Source organism: Maribacter sp. MJ134 (assembly GCF_003970695.1).
Lineage (GTDB): Bacteria > Bacteroidota > Bacteroidia > Flavobacteriales > Flavobacteriaceae > Maribacter.
On the sequence record NZ_CP034570.1, the window covers coordinates 3,105,395 to 3,126,214 of the forward strand.

Sequence of the window (20,820 nt, forward strand, 5' to 3'; positions counted from 1 at the left end):
CCATCTGAGCAACGGTTACGCTCGATTCCTATCCAAAAGCGTTTTGTTTCTTTGGTTCTGAGATGCTTTTACTTCCTTTGCAAGCTTTCTTAGTGTCCGATAATTTTCTGCATTATCTGGTAAAAAACCAAGAAATTTTTTCTCAATATCCATTACTATATAATTTTGAGTTTTGTTTACCGTGAGTATTGAATCCATAAATTTTCGCTCGATTTGAACTTTCAAAGTATTCTCTGTTTTCTCAAGAATTTTTAATTTCGTAAATGGATTTTTAATCAATTCATTTATTTCATTCCAGTTTTCGTTACTGTTCTCGACGATTATAGAATGTTTTGATTCCAAAAAGTCCACGTACTCAATTTCGTCATACTTTTCATAATCAAATAGTTGCCAAAATACGATACCGAACGAGCCTACAAATCCTGCAATTACCGGAATAATCCATTGATTCAGGTCAAATCCGTTTGTAAGAGTCCAAAATCCAAACCCGATTGGGAATAGTAAAATGGTTTTTAAAATAAATTTTGTTGTCTTGTTTTCCATTTTTTCAAAATTAACGTCAACTCGTTTATAAGTCTGTATATCTAATAATTTCCCAAAAGGTACAAAATATATCAAATAGCCCTTGAGTAATATACAAATACAAGATAAACGTACGGTTATTTTATATAAGTTTATAAGTATATTTAATGCACGATTTATATAAAATGAATGTATGAGGTTATCCGACTATACCTTACAACCCGATGAGCATAAGGGCAAAGATGTTATCCTAGTACAATTTCCGTTCAACACAGCGCTAAAACTCGCTCTAAAAAAGCGGTTTCCCTCCGCTAGATGGAGCGCTAGTAAAAAATCATGGTACCTACCCGATCTACCAGCGGTAAGAAGGGAATTAGAATTAGAGGAAAAGAACACCTTAGAAAGTAAAGCGTTAAGGCTACACGAGGTAAACCGGGATGCTTACCGTGCACTAGATAAGCAGCTAACACTTAAAGACTATAGTAAGAGCACCATTACCATATATTTAGCGGAGTTTTACCATTTGCTCAAACTTTTAGACGATTATCCGGTCCAGGACTTGAACCCTAAGCGGCTTAAGGATTATTTTTTATACTGTATCCGTGTAGAAAAAATGGGAGAACGCAAGCTTAACGGTAAAATCAACGCTGTAAAGTTCTATTTTGAACAGGTGTTGCATAGACCAAAGATGTTCTTTGATATACCCCGCCCTAAAAAGGCCGCTAGTTTACCAAAAATGCTGAGTAAGACCGAGGTAAAAAAACTTTTCAATGTCACCCAAAATCTAAAACATAAAATAGCCCTTCAACTATGTTACGGTATGGGACTTCGGGTTTCTGAAGTGGTCAATTTAAAAATTGAGCATATAGACAGTAAAAGAATGGTGGTACATGTAGTTGGGGCAAAAGGAAAAAAAGACAGGTACCTGCCCTTGCCAAAATCTATTCTGCCCAAGTTGCGGGAGTACTATTTAACCTATAAACCTAAAACATACCTTCTAGAAGGTCAATATGGTGGGCCGTATGGAAAATCTAGCTTGCAGCAGATGTTTAGGCTCGCCATGAAAAAAGCGAACATTCGTAAAAAAATCGGTATTCATGGCCTACGCCACAGTTATGCAACACATTTATTGGAGGCCGGCGCGGATATGCGTTTTATTCAAGAGCTGTTAGGGCATAATAGCATAAAGACCACACAGGTATATACCAAGGTATCTCCGCGTAGTCTATCTAAAGTACAAAGTCCGCTAGATACCATGTAACATTAAAGGTGTTGTTTAGACCAATCGTTTGGCAATGCCGTTGACCGTTAAAAAATCTAGTTTTAAGATAAGGTTTATGGGCTTTTCCGCTTTCTGCAGATTAGAAAAATAGAGATAGCCTTGCTTTTTAGCATGTAGTTGCGCTAGTGTTTGCTTGGCACTCTTACCCGGGTGCTTTTTTATTACTTGGTCCAATGACTGCCTTGTAATGCCTTTGGATGCTAAGAAAGCAAGTAACTTTTTTCGGTTCACCAAAGTAATTTTGCAAGAGGTAAAGGTATTGGGGCTATCCTCGTAAATTGCGGTGACCAGCGCATAGAAATCGGTTTTCTTGGCAGTATCAAAAAGCCAACCCTCCCTTACCAGTTCTTTTTTTTGATATTCGATTTCAAAGGCAAAAGTGGGTAGGTCATCGTTAATATAATCTAGCTGTGCCTTCTCATCAATGCTATACTTTTCGCCAGTGGTCTTATGGGTAAAAACAACATCAATGCCCTTTAATTGCTGGTCGTAAGCGGAAATACGCTCAAAGCGGTAGTGCTTTAGGTGTAAGGTATACATGCGGTCTAGCAGCGGAAACAACTGCCGTTCCTTTTTTAAATCTGCCTTAAAAGTGCTTTTCAACGCCATGTTTTGAGTTTCCTGCCAAAGACTGTTATCGTATGAAGACTATTGGACGATTTTTTCGTAGAGCGATTTTCCAAGTCGTTCCACGACCCCTACCACAAGGGCATTGCCCATAAAGAAAGCCCGCTTTGCATCACTAATTCCTTCCAAACAGGTGTGATGGTCCGGAAACATGTTCGAGCGCTCCAGTTCCAAAGGGGTTAGTCTTCGCAATCCCTTTGACGTTTGCACCACATGTTTAAACCGTGAAGGGCTTTTACCCCCCTCTCCCGTTATAATGGTCCGTGATGGCCTGTCTAACGCGTCCGGAAACTGCATACTCCCTTCGCTGTAATTATAGGAGAATCCGTTTTTTGCGGTACGCACTTCTTTTTTGGACCCTTTTAAATAGGCCCATTTTTCAATGTCTTCTGGAGCAATATAAAATTCTGTTGGCACTTGGTCACATGTTAAGATATCGGCCAGTACGGTATGTTCCCCATCAAATTCCGGAAAGGTTTTACCGGTAAAGACCTGTCCGTTGATGCAGATACCCGAATTTTGGAAAGGGGATAGTTTTTCACCGGCATTGAACTGCTCTGAAAGCTGTACCATGTCCGGCTCTAGCGTAAAGGTTTTTTGGTCTTCTATAACTGCACTAACAGGAAAAGCGCTGGCAACGGTACCCTCCGAGCTTAGCCATGCTTTGGGGTCCGTCTCTTGGAGGCGGTCGTAAACCGCACCGGTCTTGTAGTAACCCAGCAGAAAGACACGTCTTCTACGTTGGGGCATACCATAGTCCGCCGCATTGATTACGCGCCACTCTACTGCATAACCCAAGCTATCCAAACTCCGCAGCATTACGGCAAAATCCCTGCCCCGCTGGCTAGAGGGCGACTTTAGCAGGCGGTCTACATTTTCCAGAAAAAGGTATTTAGGCATATGTTTTTTCTCGGACAGGATACGGTGTATGCTCCACCACAAGACCCCTTTTTTCCCCAAAAGCCCTTTGGAGTTCTGCAAGGTAGTGGCCACGGAATAGTCTTGGCAGGGAAAACCGCCTACCAGAACATCCGCATCCGGAATTTTGTCCGTGGGAACTTCTTCGATAGACGTATTACTGTGGTTTTTGGGCCCGAACCTAGCTTCATAGACCATGGACGCATGCTGTGTTTTGGTGCTGGGTTCCCACTGGTTGCTCCATACCACCTCGTAACCGCCGGTTTGTTCCAGACCCAACCGAAACCCACCAACACCCGCAAAAAGCTCTATGACCTTTAATTTTTTCATGGAACGCTAATTTAGCTAAATTGGGTTTCATATCCCCTATAGCATCTTAAGGTAGCACTACCGTAAACTAATTATTATGACCAATGGCAGCTAACGGCCTATTACTTATTTTTACTAAAAATTTACGGCATGTACTATAAATCGGTCTCACTGCTCTTAACGGTAATTTTTCTATTTGGATGTAATCCGGAACCAGAAAAGAACAATGTAGCGCAAGAACATATAGAAGCTATCAAAAATGAGGTAGCTCCAGATAAAAGAGTCGCCCTGTTCGCCGTGGAGGCCATAAAGAACAACGATAAGTATATTTTAAAAGGCGAAAGTAACTTGCCCGAAGCGGTAAAAACACTTACCAATACCCTAACGGACAAGAATATTTCCTTCGTGGATAGCATCCGTCTACTTCCGTCAAAAGAATTGGGAGATAGCACAAGGGCCGTAATCAATATATCGGTCGCAAACTTACGGAGTAACCCAAAGCATTCGGCGGAATTGGCTACACAGGCTACCTTGGGTACGCCGGTAAAAGTGCTCAAAAAACAGGGAGATTGGTATTACATACAAACGCCGGACAATTATCTGTCATGGGTAGATAGGGGTGGCATTCGCTTAATGAACACAGAACGTTTTGCACAATGGAAAGCTACGGACAAGGTGGTCTATACCAAAACCTATGGTCATGCCTATAATGCTGTAGACGAGAAGGAAATTATTTCGGATTTGGTCGCAGGAAATATACTTGAATTCGTAAAGTTAATGGATGACTATTTTGTAGCGTCCTATCCTGATGGGCGTATTGCCCTGATTCGGTCAGATGAAGCCGAAAGTTATTTCGGGTGGATAAAGGACAGGGTGCCGGATGCCGATAAATTGGTGGCTACTTCTAAAACGCTCATGGGTGTTCCCTATTTGTGGGGCGGTACCTCTACCAAAGGAATGGATTGCAGCGGCTTTACCAAAACCGTGTATTTTCTTAATGGCATGGTTATTCCACGAGATGCTTCCCAACAAGTACATACCGGAAAGCCCGTAGATTCGGTTCAGGATTTTAGTGCACTGCAACGGGGAGATTTATTGTTTTTTGGACGGAGAGCTACGGATACTACGGCAGAGAAAGTGGTACACGTAGGAATGTGGATTGGAAACAATGAGTTTATTCATGCGTCGGATATGGTACGCGTAAGTAGTATGGACCCCGAGGCTGATAATTTTGACGCACACAACAGAAACAGGTATTTGAGGACAAAGAGGCTGTTACGGGAAGAGGATGACGCCTTGGTTCGCTTGGCGCAGACGCCTCTGTTCAAAGACTGATGCGGTTCATTTTCGTCGTTCTTTGGTTTAACTAGCGCAAATAATCTTCGGGGGTGGTTTCTCTTATGAGTTCCCGGAGTGCTAAGCTATAGTTTTTCTGTTTTTCTTGTTCGTTAGGGTTTAGACTAGGAGAAGTACGCTCATAAAGGCTCGCGAAAAGTTTAAAACGGAGTCGCTGTATCATTCTTTTAATTTCAGGGCCTCCTTTCTCAAATTGCTTGTTCAGTTTTTCTAATTGCTTTCTCCACCAACCCATGGCTGCGGTTTCAGGAGCTTTAAATTCGCTATTTATCCGTTCAAAATACAGAGTGGTCAGCTTTCTTTCCATGGCGAGTGCCATATTTCTCTCTTTTAGACCTTTTTTATAGGCCGGCAATCCCCGCACCTTGATAAGTTTTTGGGAAATACTATCCAGATGATAGCTGCTCCCAAAACTCTCCCGTATTCTATTGAAATCCTCAACAGCACCTAGAATATCTTCACCTTTTAATTTGTCCATAGCATTTTCATAATTGGACAGGTATAGGTTTTTAAGGGTATCACCATCCAAAGCAACCGTACCTTTTTTGTGAAGCGCAACATAGAGCCAGTCAAAAGCTTCCACGATCTTTTCCTCTGGGGGCCAACGATGACCATCATCAAAAGTAAATAAGGTTTTGCTGAACTTTAGTCGCTCTAAAAGCGGCATTAGTTCTAGCATTTCTATATAATTCATGTCACGGGTACCGCATATTCCTGCGTAAAGAAATTTTGTGTCGTAGGGCATGTTTCCCGGCTGCATGGATAATCCTGCACCGCAACCGATAACCCCGGTAATTTCGTTACTTAGAGAGGCTATGCTGGTAGCAAGCCTGGCCCCACCGGAAAAACCACTTAGAAAAACCTGTTCGGGGTTAATTGTAAACTGACTGAAGAGGTGTGTAAAGAGTCGGTTGGCTATACCAAAATTACGATTATAAGGGCCATTTCTGGAATCGTTGGAGCATACCAGTACGTGCCCATATTTTTCAGCAGCTTTTATAAAAGGGGAGAGTCCTACCTTGCCCCGTCCTGCAGGTTCAAATATAATAACGATAGGCGCTAGTTTTTCCGCAGAAAAGATAGTAGGCAGGTAAAGCGCAAAAGTTTCTTTCTCCGCACCAATTACGGCAATAGAATCTATAATCTCCCCCTTTGTATAGCTAGTTTGGCCATAAGTTACGGCAGCTAACAAAAGGAAAATGGATCGTATTATGTTTTTCATTATTCTAGGGCAAAGGCAATGATTTGGTTTCCTTTTTCAGTGCCCAGCTTTTCACCACCACAGGCAATGGCAATGTATTGTTTTCCATCAACTTCATACATGGCAGGAGTGGCAAAAGCGGCAGCGGGCAGTTTGTACTCCCATAACAGCGCTCCGTTTGCTTTGTCGAAAATCCGAAAATAACCGTCCCTGGTAGCTCCAATGAACAATAAACCGTTCGCTGTCACCACGGCTCCGCCATAATTTTCAGACCCCGTACCGATACCTTTCTCGCCTAGTTCCGGCGTATTTCCAAAGGGAATGGACCATAAATAATCGCCTGTGTTTAAATCGATAGCGTGCATAGTACCCCAAGGCGGACTAATTCCAGGCAGCCCGTTATTATCCAAGAATTTGGAATAGCCGGTATGCTTGTACAATACCTTTTCCTCCGTTGTTTCGGTTGTTTCCGATGCTACGGTATGTTTAATTTCTTCATTGAATAAAAACCGAGTTAAAGCCTGTAACTCTTCTTTTGTAAGTTGAGGAAAACCGGTCATCATCCCTTTACCGTTGGTGATGATGTTCATAATCTCGCGTTTGCTTTTGTTGAGGTTTACATCGATGAGTGACGGAAATCCGCTTGCGGCAACACCTTTTCTATCCGCCTGATGACAACTCATACAATTTCTTTGATAGGTGGCTTCCCCAAGAGGTGTTCCACTGGTGACCGCCGAGTTAGGGGCCATCTGTAAGTTCCATGCCATTTCGTTGGAATTTACGTATAGAATACCGTCCTCAGGGTCTGTTGCCGCACCTCCCCATTCCGCGGCGCCGTCATAACCTGGCAATAAGAATGTAGGTGTAGTACTTGGAGGAGCATACTGTCGCTTATCCGAAGTATTTAAAACAGCGCGTAATTCTTCTTGGTTCTCTGCAAATGGACTTATGTCGTTCCCCGTTAAATCCTGCGACATTCGCGCAAAGGGCTTCGGTTGCACAGGAATGGGCTGTGTAGGCCAAGTTTCCTCGCCTTCTAAAACGGATTTAGGCATGGGTCTTTCTTCAATATCGAACAAAGGTTCTCCCGTAATCCTATGAAACACATAGACGTAGCCCTGTTTAGTAACCTGGGCCACCGCCGGTATTTTTTTGCCATCCCTTTCTACCATCAAAAGATTGGGTGGCGCAGGCGGGTCCCTGTCCCAAACATCATGATGCGTAAACTGAAAATGCCACAAACGTTCTCCCGTATTGGCATTCAAGGCTACCAATGAGTTTGCGTAAAGATTACTGCCTAAACGTACACCCCCGTAAAAATCGGGAGCCGCTGAGCCTGTGGGAACATATAGGATTTCCGCTTCCTCATCGACCGCCATCCCCGCCCAATTATTGGCCGCACCGACCAACGGGCTTTTATATGCCGTACTATCCTGCCAAGTTTCAAAACCATTTTCTCCCGGATGTGGAATGGTATGAAAGACCCACTCCAAGTTACCCGTTACCACATTAAAGGCCATTACATCACCGGGCGCGGCGGCGATTCCTTCGGAAATTCGCAAGGGCATAACGATTAAATCCTTAAAAACGGTTCCTGGCGTATTGGAGATAACGAATTTATCCCTTGCACTTTCGGGCATGCCGGAACGCATATCTATTTTTCCGTTGTTCCCAAAGGAGGCAATGGGTTCCCCGGTAAGCGCGTTCAGGGCAAAGAGGGTAGATCCACGTGTACCAAAGATGCGTTTGTCATCATCCTTTTCCCAATAGGAAACACCTCTACTGGTAGAATGCCAAACTTTTAAAGAATCCCCGAACTGCCAAATTTCTTTGCCCGTAGTGGCGTTGAGTGCTACGATTCTAAGGGCGGCCGTAACTCCATAAAGTATAGAATCTACAACGATAGGGTTCATTTGCATTTGACCCCAGTCGGCAGCTTCATAGGACCATGCTACATGAAGTTGATCCAGGTTTTCTTTGCTAATCTGGGATAAGGTAGAATAATGGCTCCTACCGGCATCGCCAAGATAGGAAGACCATGTGCTATGTGCGGTATCAGAGGTAATCGGGTTCTCGTTTGTACAACTTTGCACCAAGACCAGTACTCCTAAATAACAAAAGACTGTAACGATGAGGTTTTTAAACGAAGGTTTCAAGATAGGATGTGTTTTCCTAAAAATAAGAAAAATTCCCCTTGCCTTGACTGTTACGAGCGTCGGAGCATTTGCCATTTTGATTATCGAATAAACTATAGCGGCAGGACCATACCTTTTCGGGCTACTTGGAAACCGCTTTGCAAAACCTCTTTGGTTTGCGGACTGTCTTCTCGCAGCAGCGGATTGGTGTGGTTAAAGTGGATAAAGAACACTTTCTTTTTATCCGAAGGGCTTAGGGACCGGAACAAATCCATACTTTCAATAACAAAAGGATGTGGAATCTCGGCGATGTCACGGGTATTGATTTCTTCTCCATCATAAAAAGTGGCATCCAAGAAAGCGTAGTCTACCTCAGCGATAAGTTTTTCTATTGGCGTTTCCCATACGGACCATTTATTAATATCCGGGATGAACAACGCAGTTTTGTTAGGGCCAACTATCCTATATCCCACGGTTTCCGAATACTCATCTCTGTGCGGCACGGTAAAGGGAATCACTTTTAATTGCGGGGTCAAGGACACTTCCTCTTGATGCGTTAAGGTACTAATTGAAATATTCCCGTCTTTGACCAATTGACTCCACGGGCCGTTATTTTCCAGATAGGACTTCATTTTGGGCATCGCAAAAACAGGAATTTGAGCCGCGTTCGTGGCTTCTTTTCCCAAGTACATAAGGCCTGTATAATGCCCAATATGTGCATGGGTCAAAAAAATACCGTTTGGAAGTTCAGGACTTGAAACATCCATAGCTGTTTTCAGTGCCTTGGTCTGTGTGGTAATATCCGGCGTAGCTTCAAAAAGATAGGTTTTTTCGTTGTCGTGATCTAAGACGCCTAGAGAAACCACCTTTCTTGAACTGTTCTCATTTTCGAAAAAAGCGGCACAACAGTCTTTTTTACAGGCAATATGTGGCGAGCCTGCATCCTGGGCAGTTCCTAGCACCATAACCGAAACACCTTCAACTTTAGTATTTTTTTCAGCTGGCGCATTTGTTGTTACAGCAGTGCTATTTTCTGAATCCTTACACGCATACAGACAGAACAAGGCCAGTAATATCAAGGAGGCTAGTCGCATTAGTCCTGGGTTAAAAATTTTCGGATGTCCTTGGCAAGCTTCTCCAAATCTGGCTGATGGGTATACATCATATGACCTCCTTCGTAATAGGTCATTAGTACACGGTCACTGACAATACCGTTTCTGGAGAAGGTGTATTCCGCATCAAAAAACGGAGTGATCAAATCGTAATATCCACTCGCGACCAATACCTTTAAATCGGTGTTCCTGCGCATGGCCTCGCCCAAATCACTAGCGGTGTTTACTGGGGTAGGTTCCCAATAACTCCCGTCCGGAACCGTTCTCCAGCGCCATTTCTGACCTATTTTTCCGTTAGAAGTAAGGTAGGGCCTGTCCATTGTTATATTTAAATCGGATGCATAATAGTGGTTCAAAGCCGCAGTGTACGCCGCGCCAATCTGATAGCTTGCGGGATCCCCTAGCGTGGGCCTATCCGCCACCAAATCTGATTCTTCTCCCATAAAACGACCGTCTAACCTTCCAATGGTAAGTCCCTCATCGTATAACAATCGTTTCTGAAAACGGGGCATGAGAATCCTTAGGTTAGATTTTAGGATATAGGACTTGTTCAGACCGGTGAAATACACCAACTTATCCGCTATGGTTTCCCGTTCCGTTTTCGATAATAGATTTCCTTTATAAAGGGCTGCAGCATAGCTATTGTACGTAAATTGCCGTGCTTCTTCAACAAATTGCTCCAAGCTTTTTCCCTGCCCCGCTTTCTTATGGTACCATGCCGTGGCCGCCATACTGGGGAGATAGGTAAGGTAGGATGTAATATTATGATGGTCAGATGTAGAGCCTGCATAGTCCAAGGCCTGTGAAATCAATATCAATCCGTTGAGGGCCATGTTTTGGCCATTACCTTCCAGTTCTTTAGCAACGGCTGCCGCCCGGGTAGTGCCAAAACTTTCACCGGCAATATATTTTGGGGACATCCATCGTTTGTTGTCCGTTATCCATTTGCGGATAAACTGGGTTACGGATTTAGCATCCTCCTTAAGACCCCAGTAGTCTTTTTCTTTACCCTTACCAATGACCCTACTATACCCTGTTCCCACAGGATCTATGAAAACGAGGTCGGTGAGGTCCAAGAGTCCGTTTTCATTATTTTTCAAAAGGTAAGGTGCCGCGCCATCATCTTCCTTTGCTTCGGAATCCACGGACACCAATTTTGGACCAAAAAGCCCCATATGTAACCATACCGAGGCAGAACCAGGACCTCCGTTGAACACAAAAGTGACAGGACGTAAGGGGGCACTATTTTTCAGTTCCTTTTGGGTATAGGCAACGGACCAAAAAGAGGCAACGGAATCTCCTTTTTCATTGGTCAGATACGTTTCTTTGGCAGTAGCTTTATAGGTAATGGACTTTCCTCCAAAGACCCCTTGGTGATTGGTGATAAACGATGCCGCTTTGGGAATGGGTTTTATGGGCTCCTCTTTTTTAGTTTGTTGTGAAAAAACAATAGTCGTAAAAAGAAGTAGATATAAAATAAGCGTACAATTTTTCATTTTAAAGGTATTTAAGGCCTGCTAAGGCAAGGCTTAAAAGTAATGATTTATCAGTATATTTAGCGGAAACCAATAAACCATTAGTAGGGTGTCACAGTTTGCGGAGAACGTATCCAAACGATTATATTCTTTAGATGTTTTTCGAGGAATGACCATGTTCTTGTTAATTGCCGAGGCTGCTGGCTTTCATGAGCATTTTTCAACGGTAACCGAAGGAACGGTATTTTCTGGAATTGCACTGCAACTACATCACCATCCTTGGAACGGCCTACGGTTTTGGGACCTGATACAACCGTTCTTTATGTTCATCGTAGGGGTGGCCATGCCATTCTCCCTCCGAAAAAGACTGGCCGCAGGAAACCAAAAAAAGGTAACCCTGCACATTCTCAGGCGTTGTGCGTTGCTTTTTTGTTTTGGGGTCTTATTGCATTGCGTCTATAACCAAGCTTTGGTCTGGGAGCTATGGAACGTATTGGTGCAACTGGCTTTCACCATTCTTATAGCGTATGCCTTGATGCGGTTATCCATGAAAACACAGCTACTGGTATCGGTAGGGCTATTGGTCTTGACCGAGGTGCTTTACAGAATGTACAATCCGGCAGCACCTTACGTACAGGGGCACGATAGTTTTGGCGCTTTTATAGATATTTTGGTTATGGGCAAAGTAGACAGTGGGTATTGGGTGTTCGTTAATTTTATACCCACGGCGGTACACACCATATGGGGCGTAGTATGCGGACAACTATTGCTTTCCCACAGGCCCATAAAAGAAAAACTAAAGCTGTTTTTGGTCTTCGGTACGATAGCGCTGGTTTTAGGATTTGCACTGGACATACTGCAGATAACACCTATCGTTAAACGCATAGCAACCACATCCTTTATCTTGGCTTCAGGAGGTTTTGCCGTTTTGGTGCTTACCTTTTTCTATTGGATGATAGATGTGAAGCATCGAAAGGGTAAATGGCTTTCTATTTTTTCTGTTGTTGGCACCAATGCTATCTTTATCTACCTATTTTCTGAAACTGTAGGCGTTCAGTGGTTTCGGGATTTTGGAGCGATATGGACAGAGGGACTTTTGAGCCCCATAGGAGTTCCTACAGATTGGGTGGCCCTTATCAATGCCCTTCTGGTGTTATTCATTTTTTGGTATATCACCTACTTTTTGGACAGGCACAAGATTTATTTTAAAGTTTGATGAACATGAGAACAAAGAAAATTATGGCTTGTTTGCTTTTAAGCATTCTGTTTTTAAGTTGTGGGTCTAGCAAGAAGTTGTATGTAGAACAGGATTGGAAATCACTTTTCAACGGAGAAAATCTAGAAGGTTGGACGACCAAGATTCAACATTATGAGGTAGGCGATAATCATGGCAACACTTTTCGTGCGGAGGACGGTATTATCAAAGTGCGTTACGACGAATATGAGGGTAACTTTAATGATCGATTTGGTCATCTTTATTATGATGAGCCCTACGCCTATTTTCACTTGTCCATGGAATACCGCTTTGTAGGAGACGTACATCCTGGGGCTCCCGTATTTGTGAAGAAGAACAGTGGCGTTATGTTCCATTCCCAAGACCCAAGAACCATGCCTAAGGAACAGAATTGGCCCATATCGGTAGAAATGCAGTTTTTGGCGGGCTTGGATGACGGAAAAGAACGACCCACAGGAAATATGTGTTCTCCAGGTACCGATGTGGTTTTTAAAGGAAAAATAGACGACAGACACTGCATAAGGTCCAGTTCTGCAACTTTCTATGGCAATGATTGGGTAAAAGCGGAACTTGTAGTTTTAGGCGATTCATTGGCGAGCCATTTTATAAATGGCAAGAAAGTACTAGAGTACACCCAGCCGCAGATAGGTGGTGAGGTGGTAGAAAGGCATGACCCTGATATGAAAAAGGACGGCACCTTATTAAAAAAAGGATTTATCGCATTGCAGAGCGAAGGTCAGCCTATAGATTTTAGGAACATCAAAATAAAGAACCTAGAAGGGTGCATGAATCCCAAAGCCAAGAACTATGGTCGGCACTATATCAAATCGAATGAAGACCGCTGTGTCTTTTAAACATCATAAAAGCAATACTATGAAAAGAATAAGTGAGCTAATGATATGTGGCATTACCCTTTTACTCTGCCACACGGTCATGGGACAGCAGGAGCAAGTGCCCAAAACTGCTTTTACCAAGATGTATCTTCCGGTATGGTTAGCGGCTAGATCGCACTGTCTAGAGGTGGCCCAGGCAATGCCAGAAGAGATGTACGGCTATCAACCTACGGGAGAAAGTAAAACCTTTGGCGAGCAAATAGTTCATATTGGTTATACGATCGAGTTACTGACAAGGAGGTACGTACAAGGACAAGAAGTAAAACCCAATACGCCGGATGCCAGTAAAATGAGCAAGAAAGAAATAATAGCTCTTTTGGAACAAGGATTTGATTACACGGAAAATGTAGTACGTACAATTGAACAAGAAACGCTAGACGAGACCTGCAAAATGTACCATAGTGGCAATACGGTAAGTCGTGCTTTTGCTTTGTTCTACGTGCAGGACCATCTCACGAACCATAGGGCCAAAGCCAATCTCTATCTGAGAATGAACGGTATTGAACCTCCAGCATATACTTGGTAGTTGTACAACATTATGCGAATTCATCAAATTTTAAGATATTTACATAAAGGGAAATTAAATGGCAACTGTAGATAAAATACGGAATGGATTAATTGACAAAATCCTAACCATACGTAACAAAGAGTTTTTAAAGGCACTTGATCAGATTATTTCTTCAAGTTCATCTGAGACTGAAATCGTTGAACTTTCGGATGAGCAAAAGCAAATGTTGGAAATGAGTGAGGATGACATTGCAAACGGAAGACTGATTTCGCAGAACGAAATGGACAAACGGAATCTTGAATGGCTAAACGCAATGTAATCTGGACAAAAACAGCTGACCTTCAATTTGTTGGAATTCTTGAATATTGGGCAAAGAGAAATAAGTCCCCCATATATTCGAAGAAATTAATTCTATTGGTTGCTCAGCGCACAAATCAAATCGCTAAATCACCTTTAACCTATAAATCTACTAACTTCAATGATATTAGGGTGGCCTCATTAGGTAATTTCAGTATCTATTACAAAATAACGGAAGAGTCAATTATAATAAGCGCTTTTTGGGATAATCGACAGGACCCAAAAAAATTATTGGAGATTCTACGTAGAGGAAAATAACACTGCTAAACACAATCTATAAACAAGACCAAAAGAATCTGCTAAGTGCGTGGCCGAAGCCAATCTCTATCTGATAATGAACGGTATTGAACCTCCAGCATATACTTGGTAGTAAGCGGTATCAGTTTAAAATTTCAGTGTATTTGCTCGTATTGTTCAGTAGTTCTGTAGCAGCGAGAATGGCATCATCATTATTCAGGTAATATTTGTAGAGTCCATCTCTATAAAAATAACGCTTAACGATTTCATCCTCTAGATTCTTCTGTATCTCACCTTGGAATTTATCCAGGGCGTTTATTTTGCCCTTTTCAATATTTGCCAAAAGGGTTTTGTAACTATCCTTGACCTCCGCGCCCAAGAAGTCGTTTTCTTCTCCTGTAAGTGCTTTTTTAATCGCCTCTTCCGCTTTGGTCTCAAAAGAAAAGTCACTCTTCCTTACGTAGGCTTTAAAATCGTTAAAGTCAGCGTTGCTGAACTTAAAGTCCGATATATCACTCAGATTATGCTGGTAATGATAGTCCGTGGCGTAATCAAAAATCACATTGTTCTGAAGCAATGCCATGGTGAGGTCATTGGTTTTGACGGCGGCCACTTCTACATCTGGAAGTACACCGCCCCCATCTTGCACCTTGCGGCCATTTCGGGTTCTAAAGTCATTGAATTTTGTGTTTCGCACCGCTAGTCCGTTATCGTCCCTGTTCCAATAGTCCAACGCTTGGATACAACGTCCAGAAGATGTGTAATATCTAGAAATGGTTACTTTTAGCTGTGTTCCGTATGTAAGTTTTAACGGACGCTGAACCAGACCTTTTCCAAAACTCCTGGCCCCCATGATTACCGCTCTGTCCAGATCTTGAAGACTACCGGATACGATTTCACTGGCAGAAGCACTGCTTCCGTTTACAAGAACAACCAAGGGTATTTCCGTATCTACCGCCTTGTTGGTGGCTCGGTATTCTCTGTTGAATTTTTTCACCTTGGATTTTGTAGTAACGACCAGCTCTCCCTTAGGCACAAAAAGATTGGTTACGTTAATGGCCTCTGATAGCAAGCCTCCCGGATTATCACGCAGATCAAGCACGATTTTTTCGGCACCTTTTCCCTTTAAATCCAACAAGGCAGATTTTGTCTGGGAAGAAGCTTTGGCGTTAAATTTGGCGAGCACAATGTAGCCTGTTTTGTCATCGATCATACTATAGAAAGGTACTGCGTCTACCGTTATACCCTCTCGTTCAATAGTGGTACTGCTTAGTTTTCCTTGTCTTTTATAGATAATGGAAACAGATGTGCCGTTGGCACCTTTTAAGAGTTCACTGGCGTTGTCATCAAAATCGGCCACTTTAATATCCCCGATCTGGATAATTTGGTCTCCTGCTTTTAGGCCAGCCTTATCCGCCGGATAACCCTCATGAGGTTCAATGATGAGCAACTTGTCCTTGTAGGAACGAACCAAGGCACCAATACCCGAGTATTCCCCTGCATTGTTGATACGATAGGCCTCAACGTCCTGTTCATTTAAAAATTTGGTGTAGGGGTCCAGACCTTCGAGCATATTTTTAATGGCAGTATCCATTAATTCTGCAGGATTGGTCTCATCCACATAATTCATATTAAGCTCCTTAAAGAGCGTAGTAAAAATTTCTATTTGTTTGGCAATCTCAAAAAAGTCGCTTTTAAAACTACTTCCAAAAAAGAGAAAGGCGATGGCTATAACGGGAATTATAACTTTTTTATGTAGTGCTTTTTTCATGATTTTGGACGTTAAAATTATTCAAAAGAAGCTCCATTCGCGGCGCTATTTGATCAAAAGAGGGCATTTCTTTCCCAAGGTATAAAAATAGAAACGCAAAGTTCCCCTGAGTATTGTTAAAAACGATGGCTTTATTGAGCCTATAGGCCTCCCGCATCAGTCTTTTGATACGATTCCGTTTTACCGCACTTTTAAAACTTCTTTTAGGAACGGCAACGCCTACTTTTATGGCCACCTCTTGTTCGTCAACACTTAAATAGATGAGCTTTAAGGGATAGGCCTTTAACGTTTTTCCTTCCTCGAACAATTGCGTAATACGCTCCTTGTTTTTTAGCTTTTCTTTTCTACCGAACGAGTGGGCCTGTTTGATCATTTATTTCTGAAGCTGCCAAACATTGTTATCTATGTTCACATCGGCCATGAGCTGAGATGGGTCCAGGACTATTGCTTTGATACTAGAGAGCGGCTTGCCGATTCTAAACTCATAGGTCGGGAATGCCCAAGGCCAATCTGGCAACACGGTTCTTTGGATCGGGGCATAAGGATTGTCCTTTTCACCGCGCATCATCCGTAACGGGGCATAGAAGGTTTCCTGGGTATCATCATGATACACCACCAAAATATCCTGTGGCATAGGCATGAGCCCAATACGTTCCAAGGTTATTTTTGTTTCTTCCCCATCTGCCACAACTTCCTTAATGCCGTAGTCTATGGTATTCGTCGTTTGGGTCCAATCGGTAAGGTACCAATCCAGTTCCATGCCCGATACCTTTTCCGCAGTACGCTTGATGTCATTTGGCACCGGGTGCTTGAATTTGAAATCGGCATAGTATTTTCTGAGAGTTTCCATTAGTTTATCTTGACCAATGAGATACCCTAGCTGTGCTAGAAAGACAGAACCTTTGCTGTAAGCGGATATACCATAGGCATAATTTAGCGCATAGCGGTCGGCGTGGGTAGTTTGCGGTTGTTCTTTCCCGGATAGCGCTAGATTAAAATAACCTTTGTAGGAATTTAAAAAAGGGTTGTCCTTGTTTTGGTCCATTATCTCGTTCATACATAGACTGGAGATAAAAGAAGTAAAACCCTCATCCATCCACTCGTGCTTGGCTTCATTGGTCGCCAGAATGTGCTGAAACCAAGAATGTGCCATCTCATGTGCCATCACACCAACAAGGCTACTAAATTTTCGTTCTCCGGTAATTAAGGTGCTCATAGCGTATTCCATGCCGCCATCCCCGCCTTGTATAACGGAATACTGATCGTAGGGGTAAGCCCCTATATTCTTATTGAAAAACTGCATGGCCGCTGCCGTCTTAGGCTGAAGGTTTTTCCAGTTCTCAATGATCTCTGGATTGTTCTTGTAAAGGAAGTGAAGCATAGGTCCGTTTTCTACCTGTAAGGTATCATGTAGGTACTCGGGGTCTGCGGCCCACATGAAATCATGGACCATAGGGGCTTTAAAATGCCAAGTAAGTGTTTTTCCTTTCTGTTTTTTCACCTTGCTCCCGGGAGCTTCATAGCCATGCCCTATGTCTTGTGGATTTTGCAAATAGCCCGTACCTCCTACCACATAGGTTTTGTCCAAGGTCAATTTTACATCAAAATCACCCCAGACACCATGAAATTCTCTTGCGATGTAGGGGTCTGCGTGCCAGCCTTCAAAATCGTATTCCGCTAATTTCGGATACCATTGGCTCATGGAAAGGGCTACCCCTTCGCTATTATTTCTTCCAGATCTTCTGATCTGTAAAGGAACCTGCCCATTGAAGGTCATTTCAAAGGTCGACTTAGTTCCAGGAGGTATGGGTTTTGCCAAATCTACGACCAGAACGGTACCTTCTTCGTTGAAGGTTACTTTTGAACCATCTTGGGTCAATGCGGTAACATGTAGGTATCCCATTTCGCTTTCGGAAAGCGCGGCAATTCTGCTCGTTTTTTCGCTGGTCGTCATCCTATCATCGGGGTCGGCTATGTTCTGTAACCGCACATCCATCTCACTTCCAGGTTGAAAAGCATTGAAATAGAGATGATAAAAAACACGATTTAACGACTCTGGGGAATTATTGGTGTAGACTAATTTTTGGGTGCCACTATATTGGTAGTTTTCTACATCCATAGCTACCTCCATGGTGTAGTCCACGTGTTGTTGCCAATAGTTGGTTTGATTTTGCGCTGATAAGGATAGTAATCCTACTTGGAAAAATAGCAGTGTTACCACTATGTTTATGTTTTTCATTTTCATTGGTTATAATTGAATTTGACCTTTACTTACTTGACCAGCCATAATAAGGGCGTTATAGGCATTTGCAATTTTCCCCGAAGTGGAGATGTCCCTTAAGTTAGCACTTTTTGATGCGTCACCGCCCAAAATCACTTTTGCTTTAATCGGCAATCCGGATTTCAAAATGATTTTTTTGACCTGAGCTGCGGATAAGTTAGGATATTGGGAAAATAACAGAGCGGCCAATCCCGCCACTGCAGGGGCTGCCATAGAAGTCCCTGGAGAGTACTCGTAAGTGTTATTGGGATAAGAAGAGTAAATATCCGTTCCGGGAGCGAAAATATCAACGTTTATTTTTCCGTAATTGGAATAAGAAGCTAACAATTCCGAACCGTATTTCGGGTCTAGGGCACCTACGGTTATAACGTTATCCGAGATTTCCGGACCGTTGTTCACTTGATCGTTAGGGTAGTTTGGATTGGAAGGGTCATCTAGATTGGCACCATCGTTACCGGCGGCATGCACAAAGAGCACATCATTTTTTGCAGCGTATTTTATGGCATCGTAAACCCACGCTGCGTTTGGAGAAAACGACTTTCCAAAGCTGCCATTGATGACCTTGGCCCCATTATCCACCGCATAACGAATGCCAAGGGCAATGTCTTTGTCATACTCGTCCCCGTTGGGTACGGCACGTACACTCATTATGGCTACATTATTGGCAATACCGTTGGCACCTTTGTCATTATTTCTTTCCGCCGCAATAATACCGGCTACATGGGTACCATGACTTTCATCTGCTACGCGATTGTTTGGATTACCATTACCGTATTTGGTATCGTTCCAGTTGTAAGGGTCGTCTCCGACTACTTTTCTACCATCAAAATCTTTGTTGAGGTTATAATTAAGCTGTTCCGTAAAATATTTCAACCCGTCACCAAGCTCTTCAAGTACTTCCGGAATCGTTTCTTTTATTGTGAACATCTGCGCAAGAATGGCTTTGTTGCGCTGCATAGTTTCGTCTTTGGCTTCAATTGCCGATACCTCGGCCTTGGTATAGCTTTCTTTACCCAAATGCTTTTTAACGGCGGCATCCGCTCCTTTTACGGCCTGTAAAATCTGCTCATATTGTTGTTTGTTCTGTAGGGCCTCATTGTATTCCTTGTCCAATTTTGCCTTTGCTTTGGCAAGCGTTGCTTGGTCTCCAATGTTTAAGCGGAGCATGCGAACATATTCTAGCTGTTCGTTATAGGATTCCCCTAGGAAATTATAACCGTGAATGTCATCTATGTATCCATTCCCATCATCATCTTTATTGTTCCCAGGTCTTTCCTTGGTATTGGTCCAAAGTACGCCATCTAAATCTTCGTGGTCTAAGTCTATTCCTGAATCCAATACTGCAACAATGACTTTACTACCTTTCTTATTTTTAATGATATCCTTATAGGCCTTATCCACACTCATTCCAGGAATGGTGTCGGTTATTAAATCTAGATGTCCCCAATTTTGCTTTTCGGCTTTGGTAAGCTCAGCGATTTTAAGGGGTGTCGTATCAATATTTTCTACAGGGGTGAGAATCAAACCTCCGGTACTACCGCAACTCATCATTAGCGTTGTGGCAGCAATAAAGAAGACCGATTTAGAAAATGTTCGTTTCATAAGATGTGTATTTTAATTAGTGTTTTTCTAGTTTATTATTGATGTTAATGGAAAATTTCTTCAAAGGTATAAGTGCTATCCAATCGCACACCTTTTTCCGTTTGTTTAAGGGTGCAGAGTTCATTATGGGCATCGTGTTCAAAGAACAGGTAAATCTCATTTTCCACGGCCTTATTTAGGAATAGTTCCTTCTCAGAAAGGGTTAATAAGGGGCGTGTATCGTAGCCGATGACGTAAGGTAATGGAATGTGTCCTACCGTTGGAATTAAATCCGCTACGAACACTATGGTTTTTCCTTTGTATTTAATTTGAGGTAACATTTGCTTTTCGGTATGCCCATCTACAAATCGAATTCCAAAATTAAGTTCCGATTGTTCTTTAAAAGCTAGATCATTGTTTGTGTTTGGCAACCCGATAAATTTTAACTGGCCACTTTCCTCCATAGGTAAAAGGTTTTCCTTTAGAAAGGAAGCTTTTTCCCTAGCGTTGGGTTCTGTGGCCCATTTCCAATGATTTTCATTGGTCCAAAAATGTGCATTTTTAAAGGCAGGTTCATAACCCGTTCTGTTACTGTTCCACTGAATACAACCGCCACAGTGATCAAAATGTAGATGTGTCATAAAAACATCGGTAATATCGTCTCTATGAAATCCAAGCTTTTTCAGGGAATTGTCCAATGAAAAATCGCCCCAGCGGTAATAATAGCTGAAAAATTTGTCAGATTGTTTGTTCCCCATACCGGTATCGATAAGAATAAGGCGGTTAGCATCTTCTATCAAAAGACTTCTTGCAGCGATATCGATAAGGTTATTAGTATCTGCAGGGTTAGTCTTTTGCCAAATGGTCTTAGGAACTACGCCGAACATAGCCCCACCGTCCAATTTAAAATTACCAGTTTCTACGGGAAAAATTTCCATGAAGGGCAAAATAATAAAACCTTATGAAAACCTAAGATTATTAAGAATATATTATCATTTAGCGTTTACTTTAAAAAGGCTAT

At 42.6% G+C, this 20,820-nt stretch carries 19 protein-coding genes; 7 read left to right on the forward strand and 12 right to left on the reverse strand.

From position 1 onward, the window contains the following. Positions 1 to 15: 15 nt before the first annotated feature. Positions 16 to 543, reverse strand: coding sequence for a hypothetical protein (locus tag EJ994_RS13370; protein ID WP_126592941.1), 528 nt, complete (start codon positions 541 to 543; stop codon positions 16 to 18). A gap of 172 nt (positions 544 to 715) precedes the next feature. Between EJ994_RS13370 and EJ994_RS13375 the strand changes: the two genes are divergently transcribed. Beyond that, positions 716 to 1,783 carry a tyrosine-type recombinase/integrase gene (locus EJ994_RS13375; RefSeq protein ID WP_126592942.1) on the forward strand — a complete coding sequence of 356 codons (1,068 nt, stop codon included), beginning with the start codon at positions 716 to 718 and terminating at the stop codon, positions 1,781 to 1,783. Between the two features lie 15 nt (positions 1,784 to 1,798). Here the strand turns inward: EJ994_RS13375 and EJ994_RS13380 are convergent, their stop codons facing one another. Beyond that, entirely contained in the window at positions 1,799 to 2,413 is a 615-nt protein-coding gene (locus EJ994_RS13380; protein ID WP_126592943.1) for a hypothetical protein, read from the reverse strand. A gap of 39 nt (positions 2,414 to 2,452) precedes the next feature. Next, entirely contained in the window at positions 2,453 to 3,679 is a 1,227-nt protein-coding gene (gene dcm / locus EJ994_RS13385; protein ID WP_126592944.1) for a DNA (cytosine-5-)-methyltransferase, read from the reverse strand. A gap of 129 nt (positions 3,680 to 3,808) precedes the next feature. Between dcm and EJ994_RS13390 the strand changes: the two genes are divergently transcribed. Further along, the gene (locus EJ994_RS13390; RefSeq protein ID WP_126592945.1) at positions 3,809 to 4,993 is read left to right on the forward strand and encodes a C40 family peptidase; all 1,185 of its coding nucleotides are present in this window, start codon (positions 3,809 to 3,811) and stop codon (positions 4,991 to 4,993) included. A 31-nt stretch (positions 4,994 to 5,024) separates the two neighbouring features. Here the strand turns inward: EJ994_RS13390 and EJ994_RS13395 are convergent, their stop codons facing one another. The 4 genes from EJ994_RS13395 to EJ994_RS13410 form a co-directional block, all read right to left on the reverse strand. Further along, positions 5,025 to 6,236, reverse strand: coding sequence for a hypothetical protein (locus EJ994_RS13395; protein WP_126592946.1), 1,212 nt, complete (start codon positions 6,234 to 6,236; stop codon positions 5,025 to 5,027). Next, positions 6,236 to 8,371, reverse strand: coding sequence for a PQQ-binding-like beta-propeller repeat protein (locus tag EJ994_RS13400; RefSeq protein WP_241240786.1), 2,136 nt, complete (start codon positions 8,369 to 8,371; stop codon positions 6,236 to 6,238). Before EJ994_RS13400 ends, EJ994_RS13395 begins: the two co-directional genes overlap by 1 nt. A gap of 92 nt (positions 8,372 to 8,463) precedes the next feature. Further along, a complete protein-coding gene (locus tag EJ994_RS13405) occupies positions 8,464 to 9,444 on the reverse strand; it encodes an MBL fold metallo-hydrolase (protein WP_126592948.1) in 981 nt (326 codons plus the stop codon). Next, positions 9,444 to 10,958: a S10 family peptidase gene (locus EJ994_RS13410; RefSeq protein WP_126592949.1), complete on the reverse strand. Its 1,515-nt coding sequence runs from the start codon at positions 10,956 to 10,958 to the stop codon at positions 9,444 to 9,446. The genes EJ994_RS13405 and EJ994_RS13410 overlap by 1 nt, the downstream gene beginning before the upstream one ends. Positions 10,959 to 11,046: 88 nt before the next feature. Here EJ994_RS13410 and EJ994_RS13415 point away from each other — a divergent pair, with 88 nt between their 5' ends. Genes EJ994_RS13415 through EJ994_RS13435 form a run of 5 tightly spaced genes read left to right on the forward strand, consistent with a single transcriptional unit; the run spans position 11,047 to position 14,187 of the window. Continuing rightward, entirely contained in the window at positions 11,047 to 12,153 is a 1,107-nt protein-coding gene (locus tag EJ994_RS13415) for an acyltransferase family protein (protein ID WP_241240787.1), read from the forward strand. A 5-nt stretch (positions 12,154 to 12,158) separates the two neighbouring features. Further along, positions 12,159 to 13,025 carry a DUF1080 domain-containing protein gene (locus EJ994_RS13420; protein ID WP_126592950.1) on the forward strand — a complete coding sequence of 289 codons (867 nt, stop codon included), beginning with the start codon at positions 12,159 to 12,161 and terminating at the stop codon, positions 13,023 to 13,025. 19 nt (positions 13,026 to 13,044) lie between these two features. Then, the gene (locus EJ994_RS13425; RefSeq protein ID WP_164721467.1) at positions 13,045 to 13,590 is read left to right on the forward strand and encodes a DinB family protein; all 546 of its coding nucleotides are present in this window, start codon (positions 13,045 to 13,047) and stop codon (positions 13,588 to 13,590) included. Positions 13,591 to 13,648: 58 nt separating this feature from the next. Beyond that, positions 13,649 to 13,891, forward strand: a complete 243-nt coding sequence (locus EJ994_RS13430) for a hypothetical protein (protein WP_099572052.1) — start codon at positions 13,649 to 13,651, stop codon at positions 13,889 to 13,891. Further along, positions 13,873 to 14,187, forward strand: a complete 315-nt coding sequence (locus EJ994_RS13435; RefSeq protein WP_126592952.1) for a type II toxin-antitoxin system RelE/ParE family toxin — start codon at positions 13,873 to 13,875, stop codon at positions 14,185 to 14,187. Before EJ994_RS13430 ends, EJ994_RS13435 begins: the two co-directional genes overlap by 19 nt. A 121-nt stretch (positions 14,188 to 14,308) precedes the next feature. Here EJ994_RS13435 and EJ994_RS13440 read toward each other — a convergent pair whose 3' ends face one another. The 5 genes from EJ994_RS13440 to EJ994_RS13460 are packed head-to-tail and all read right to left on the reverse strand — an operon-like array spanning position 14,309 to position 20,737. Then, entirely contained in the window at positions 14,309 to 15,937 is a 1,629-nt protein-coding gene (locus tag EJ994_RS13440) for a S41 family peptidase (RefSeq protein WP_126592953.1), read from the reverse strand. Then, positions 15,918 to 16,310, reverse strand: coding sequence for a ribonuclease P protein component (gene rnpA / locus EJ994_RS13445; RefSeq protein ID WP_126592954.1), 393 nt, complete (start codon positions 16,308 to 16,310; stop codon positions 15,918 to 15,920). Before rnpA ends, EJ994_RS13440 begins: the two co-directional genes overlap by 20 nt. Beyond that, positions 16,311 to 18,176, reverse strand: coding sequence for a M1 family metallopeptidase (locus tag EJ994_RS13450; RefSeq protein ID WP_164721468.1), 1,866 nt, complete (start codon positions 18,174 to 18,176; stop codon positions 16,311 to 16,313). A 9-nt stretch (positions 18,177 to 18,185) separates the two neighbouring features. Beyond that, entirely contained in the window at positions 18,186 to 19,820 is a 1,635-nt protein-coding gene (locus tag EJ994_RS13455; RefSeq protein WP_126592956.1) for a S8 family peptidase, read from the reverse strand. A 44-nt stretch (positions 19,821 to 19,864) separates the two neighbouring features. Beyond that, positions 19,865 to 20,737, reverse strand: coding sequence for an MBL fold metallo-hydrolase (locus EJ994_RS13460; RefSeq protein ID WP_126592957.1), 873 nt, complete (start codon positions 20,735 to 20,737; stop codon positions 19,865 to 19,867). Positions 20,738 to 20,820: the final 83 nt, after the last annotated feature.

Bases quoted from the DNA above. Each gene is read 5' to 3' on its own strand.
- EJ994_RS13370 (WP_126592941.1), bottom strand. From the start codon at position 543: ATGGAAAACAAGACAACAAAATTTATTTTAAAAACCATTTTACTATTC.
- EJ994_RS13375 (WP_126592942.1), top strand. From the start codon at position 716: ATGAGGTTATCCGACTATACCTTACAACCCGATGAGCATAAGGGCAAA.
- EJ994_RS13380 (WP_126592943.1), bottom strand. From the start codon at position 2,413: ATGGCGTTGAAAAGCACTTTTAAGGCAGATTTAAAAAAGGAACGGCAG.
- dcm (WP_126592944.1), bottom strand. From the start codon at position 3,679: ATGAAAAAATTAAAGGTCATAGAGCTTTTTGCGGGTGTTGGTGGGTTT.
- EJ994_RS13390 (WP_126592945.1), top strand. From the start codon at position 3,809: ATGTACTATAAATCGGTCTCACTGCTCTTAACGGTAATTTTTCTATTT.
- EJ994_RS13395 (WP_126592946.1), bottom strand. From the start codon at position 6,236: ATGAAAAACATAATACGATCCATTTTCCTTTTGTTAGCTGCCGTAACT.
- EJ994_RS13405 (WP_126592948.1), bottom strand. From the start codon at position 9,444: ATGCGACTAGCCTCCTTGATATTACTGGCCTTGTTCTGTCTGTATGCG.
- EJ994_RS13410 (WP_126592949.1), bottom strand. From the start codon at position 10,958: ATGAAAAATTGTACGCTTATTTTATATCTACTTCTTTTTACGACTATT.
- EJ994_RS13420 (WP_126592950.1), top strand. From the start codon at position 12,159: ATGAGAACAAAGAAAATTATGGCTTGTTTGCTTTTAAGCATTCTGTTT.
- EJ994_RS13425 (WP_164721467.1), top strand. From the start codon at position 13,045: ATGAAAAGAATAAGTGAGCTAATGATATGTGGCATTACCCTTTTACTC.
- EJ994_RS13430 (WP_099572052.1), top strand. From the start codon at position 13,649: ATGGCAACTGTAGATAAAATACGGAATGGATTAATTGACAAAATCCTA.
- EJ994_RS13435 (WP_126592952.1), top strand. From the start codon at position 13,873: ATGGCTAAACGCAATGTAATCTGGACAAAAACAGCTGACCTTCAATTT.
- EJ994_RS13440 (WP_126592953.1), bottom strand. From the start codon at position 15,937: ATGAAAAAAGCACTACATAAAAAAGTTATAATTCCCGTTATAGCCATC.
- rnpA (WP_126592954.1), bottom strand. From the start codon at position 16,310: ATGATCAAACAGGCCCACTCGTTCGGTAGAAAAGAAAAGCTAAAAAAC.
- EJ994_RS13450 (WP_164721468.1), bottom strand. From the start codon at position 18,176: ATGAAAAACATAAACATAGTGGTAACACTGCTATTTTTCCAAGTAGGA.
- EJ994_RS13455 (WP_126592956.1), bottom strand. From the start codon at position 19,820: ATGAAACGAACATTTTCTAAATCGGTCTTCTTTATTGCTGCCACAACG.
- EJ994_RS13460 (WP_126592957.1), bottom strand. From the start codon at position 20,737: ATGGAAATTTTTCCCGTAGAAACTGGTAATTTTAAATTGGACGGTGGG.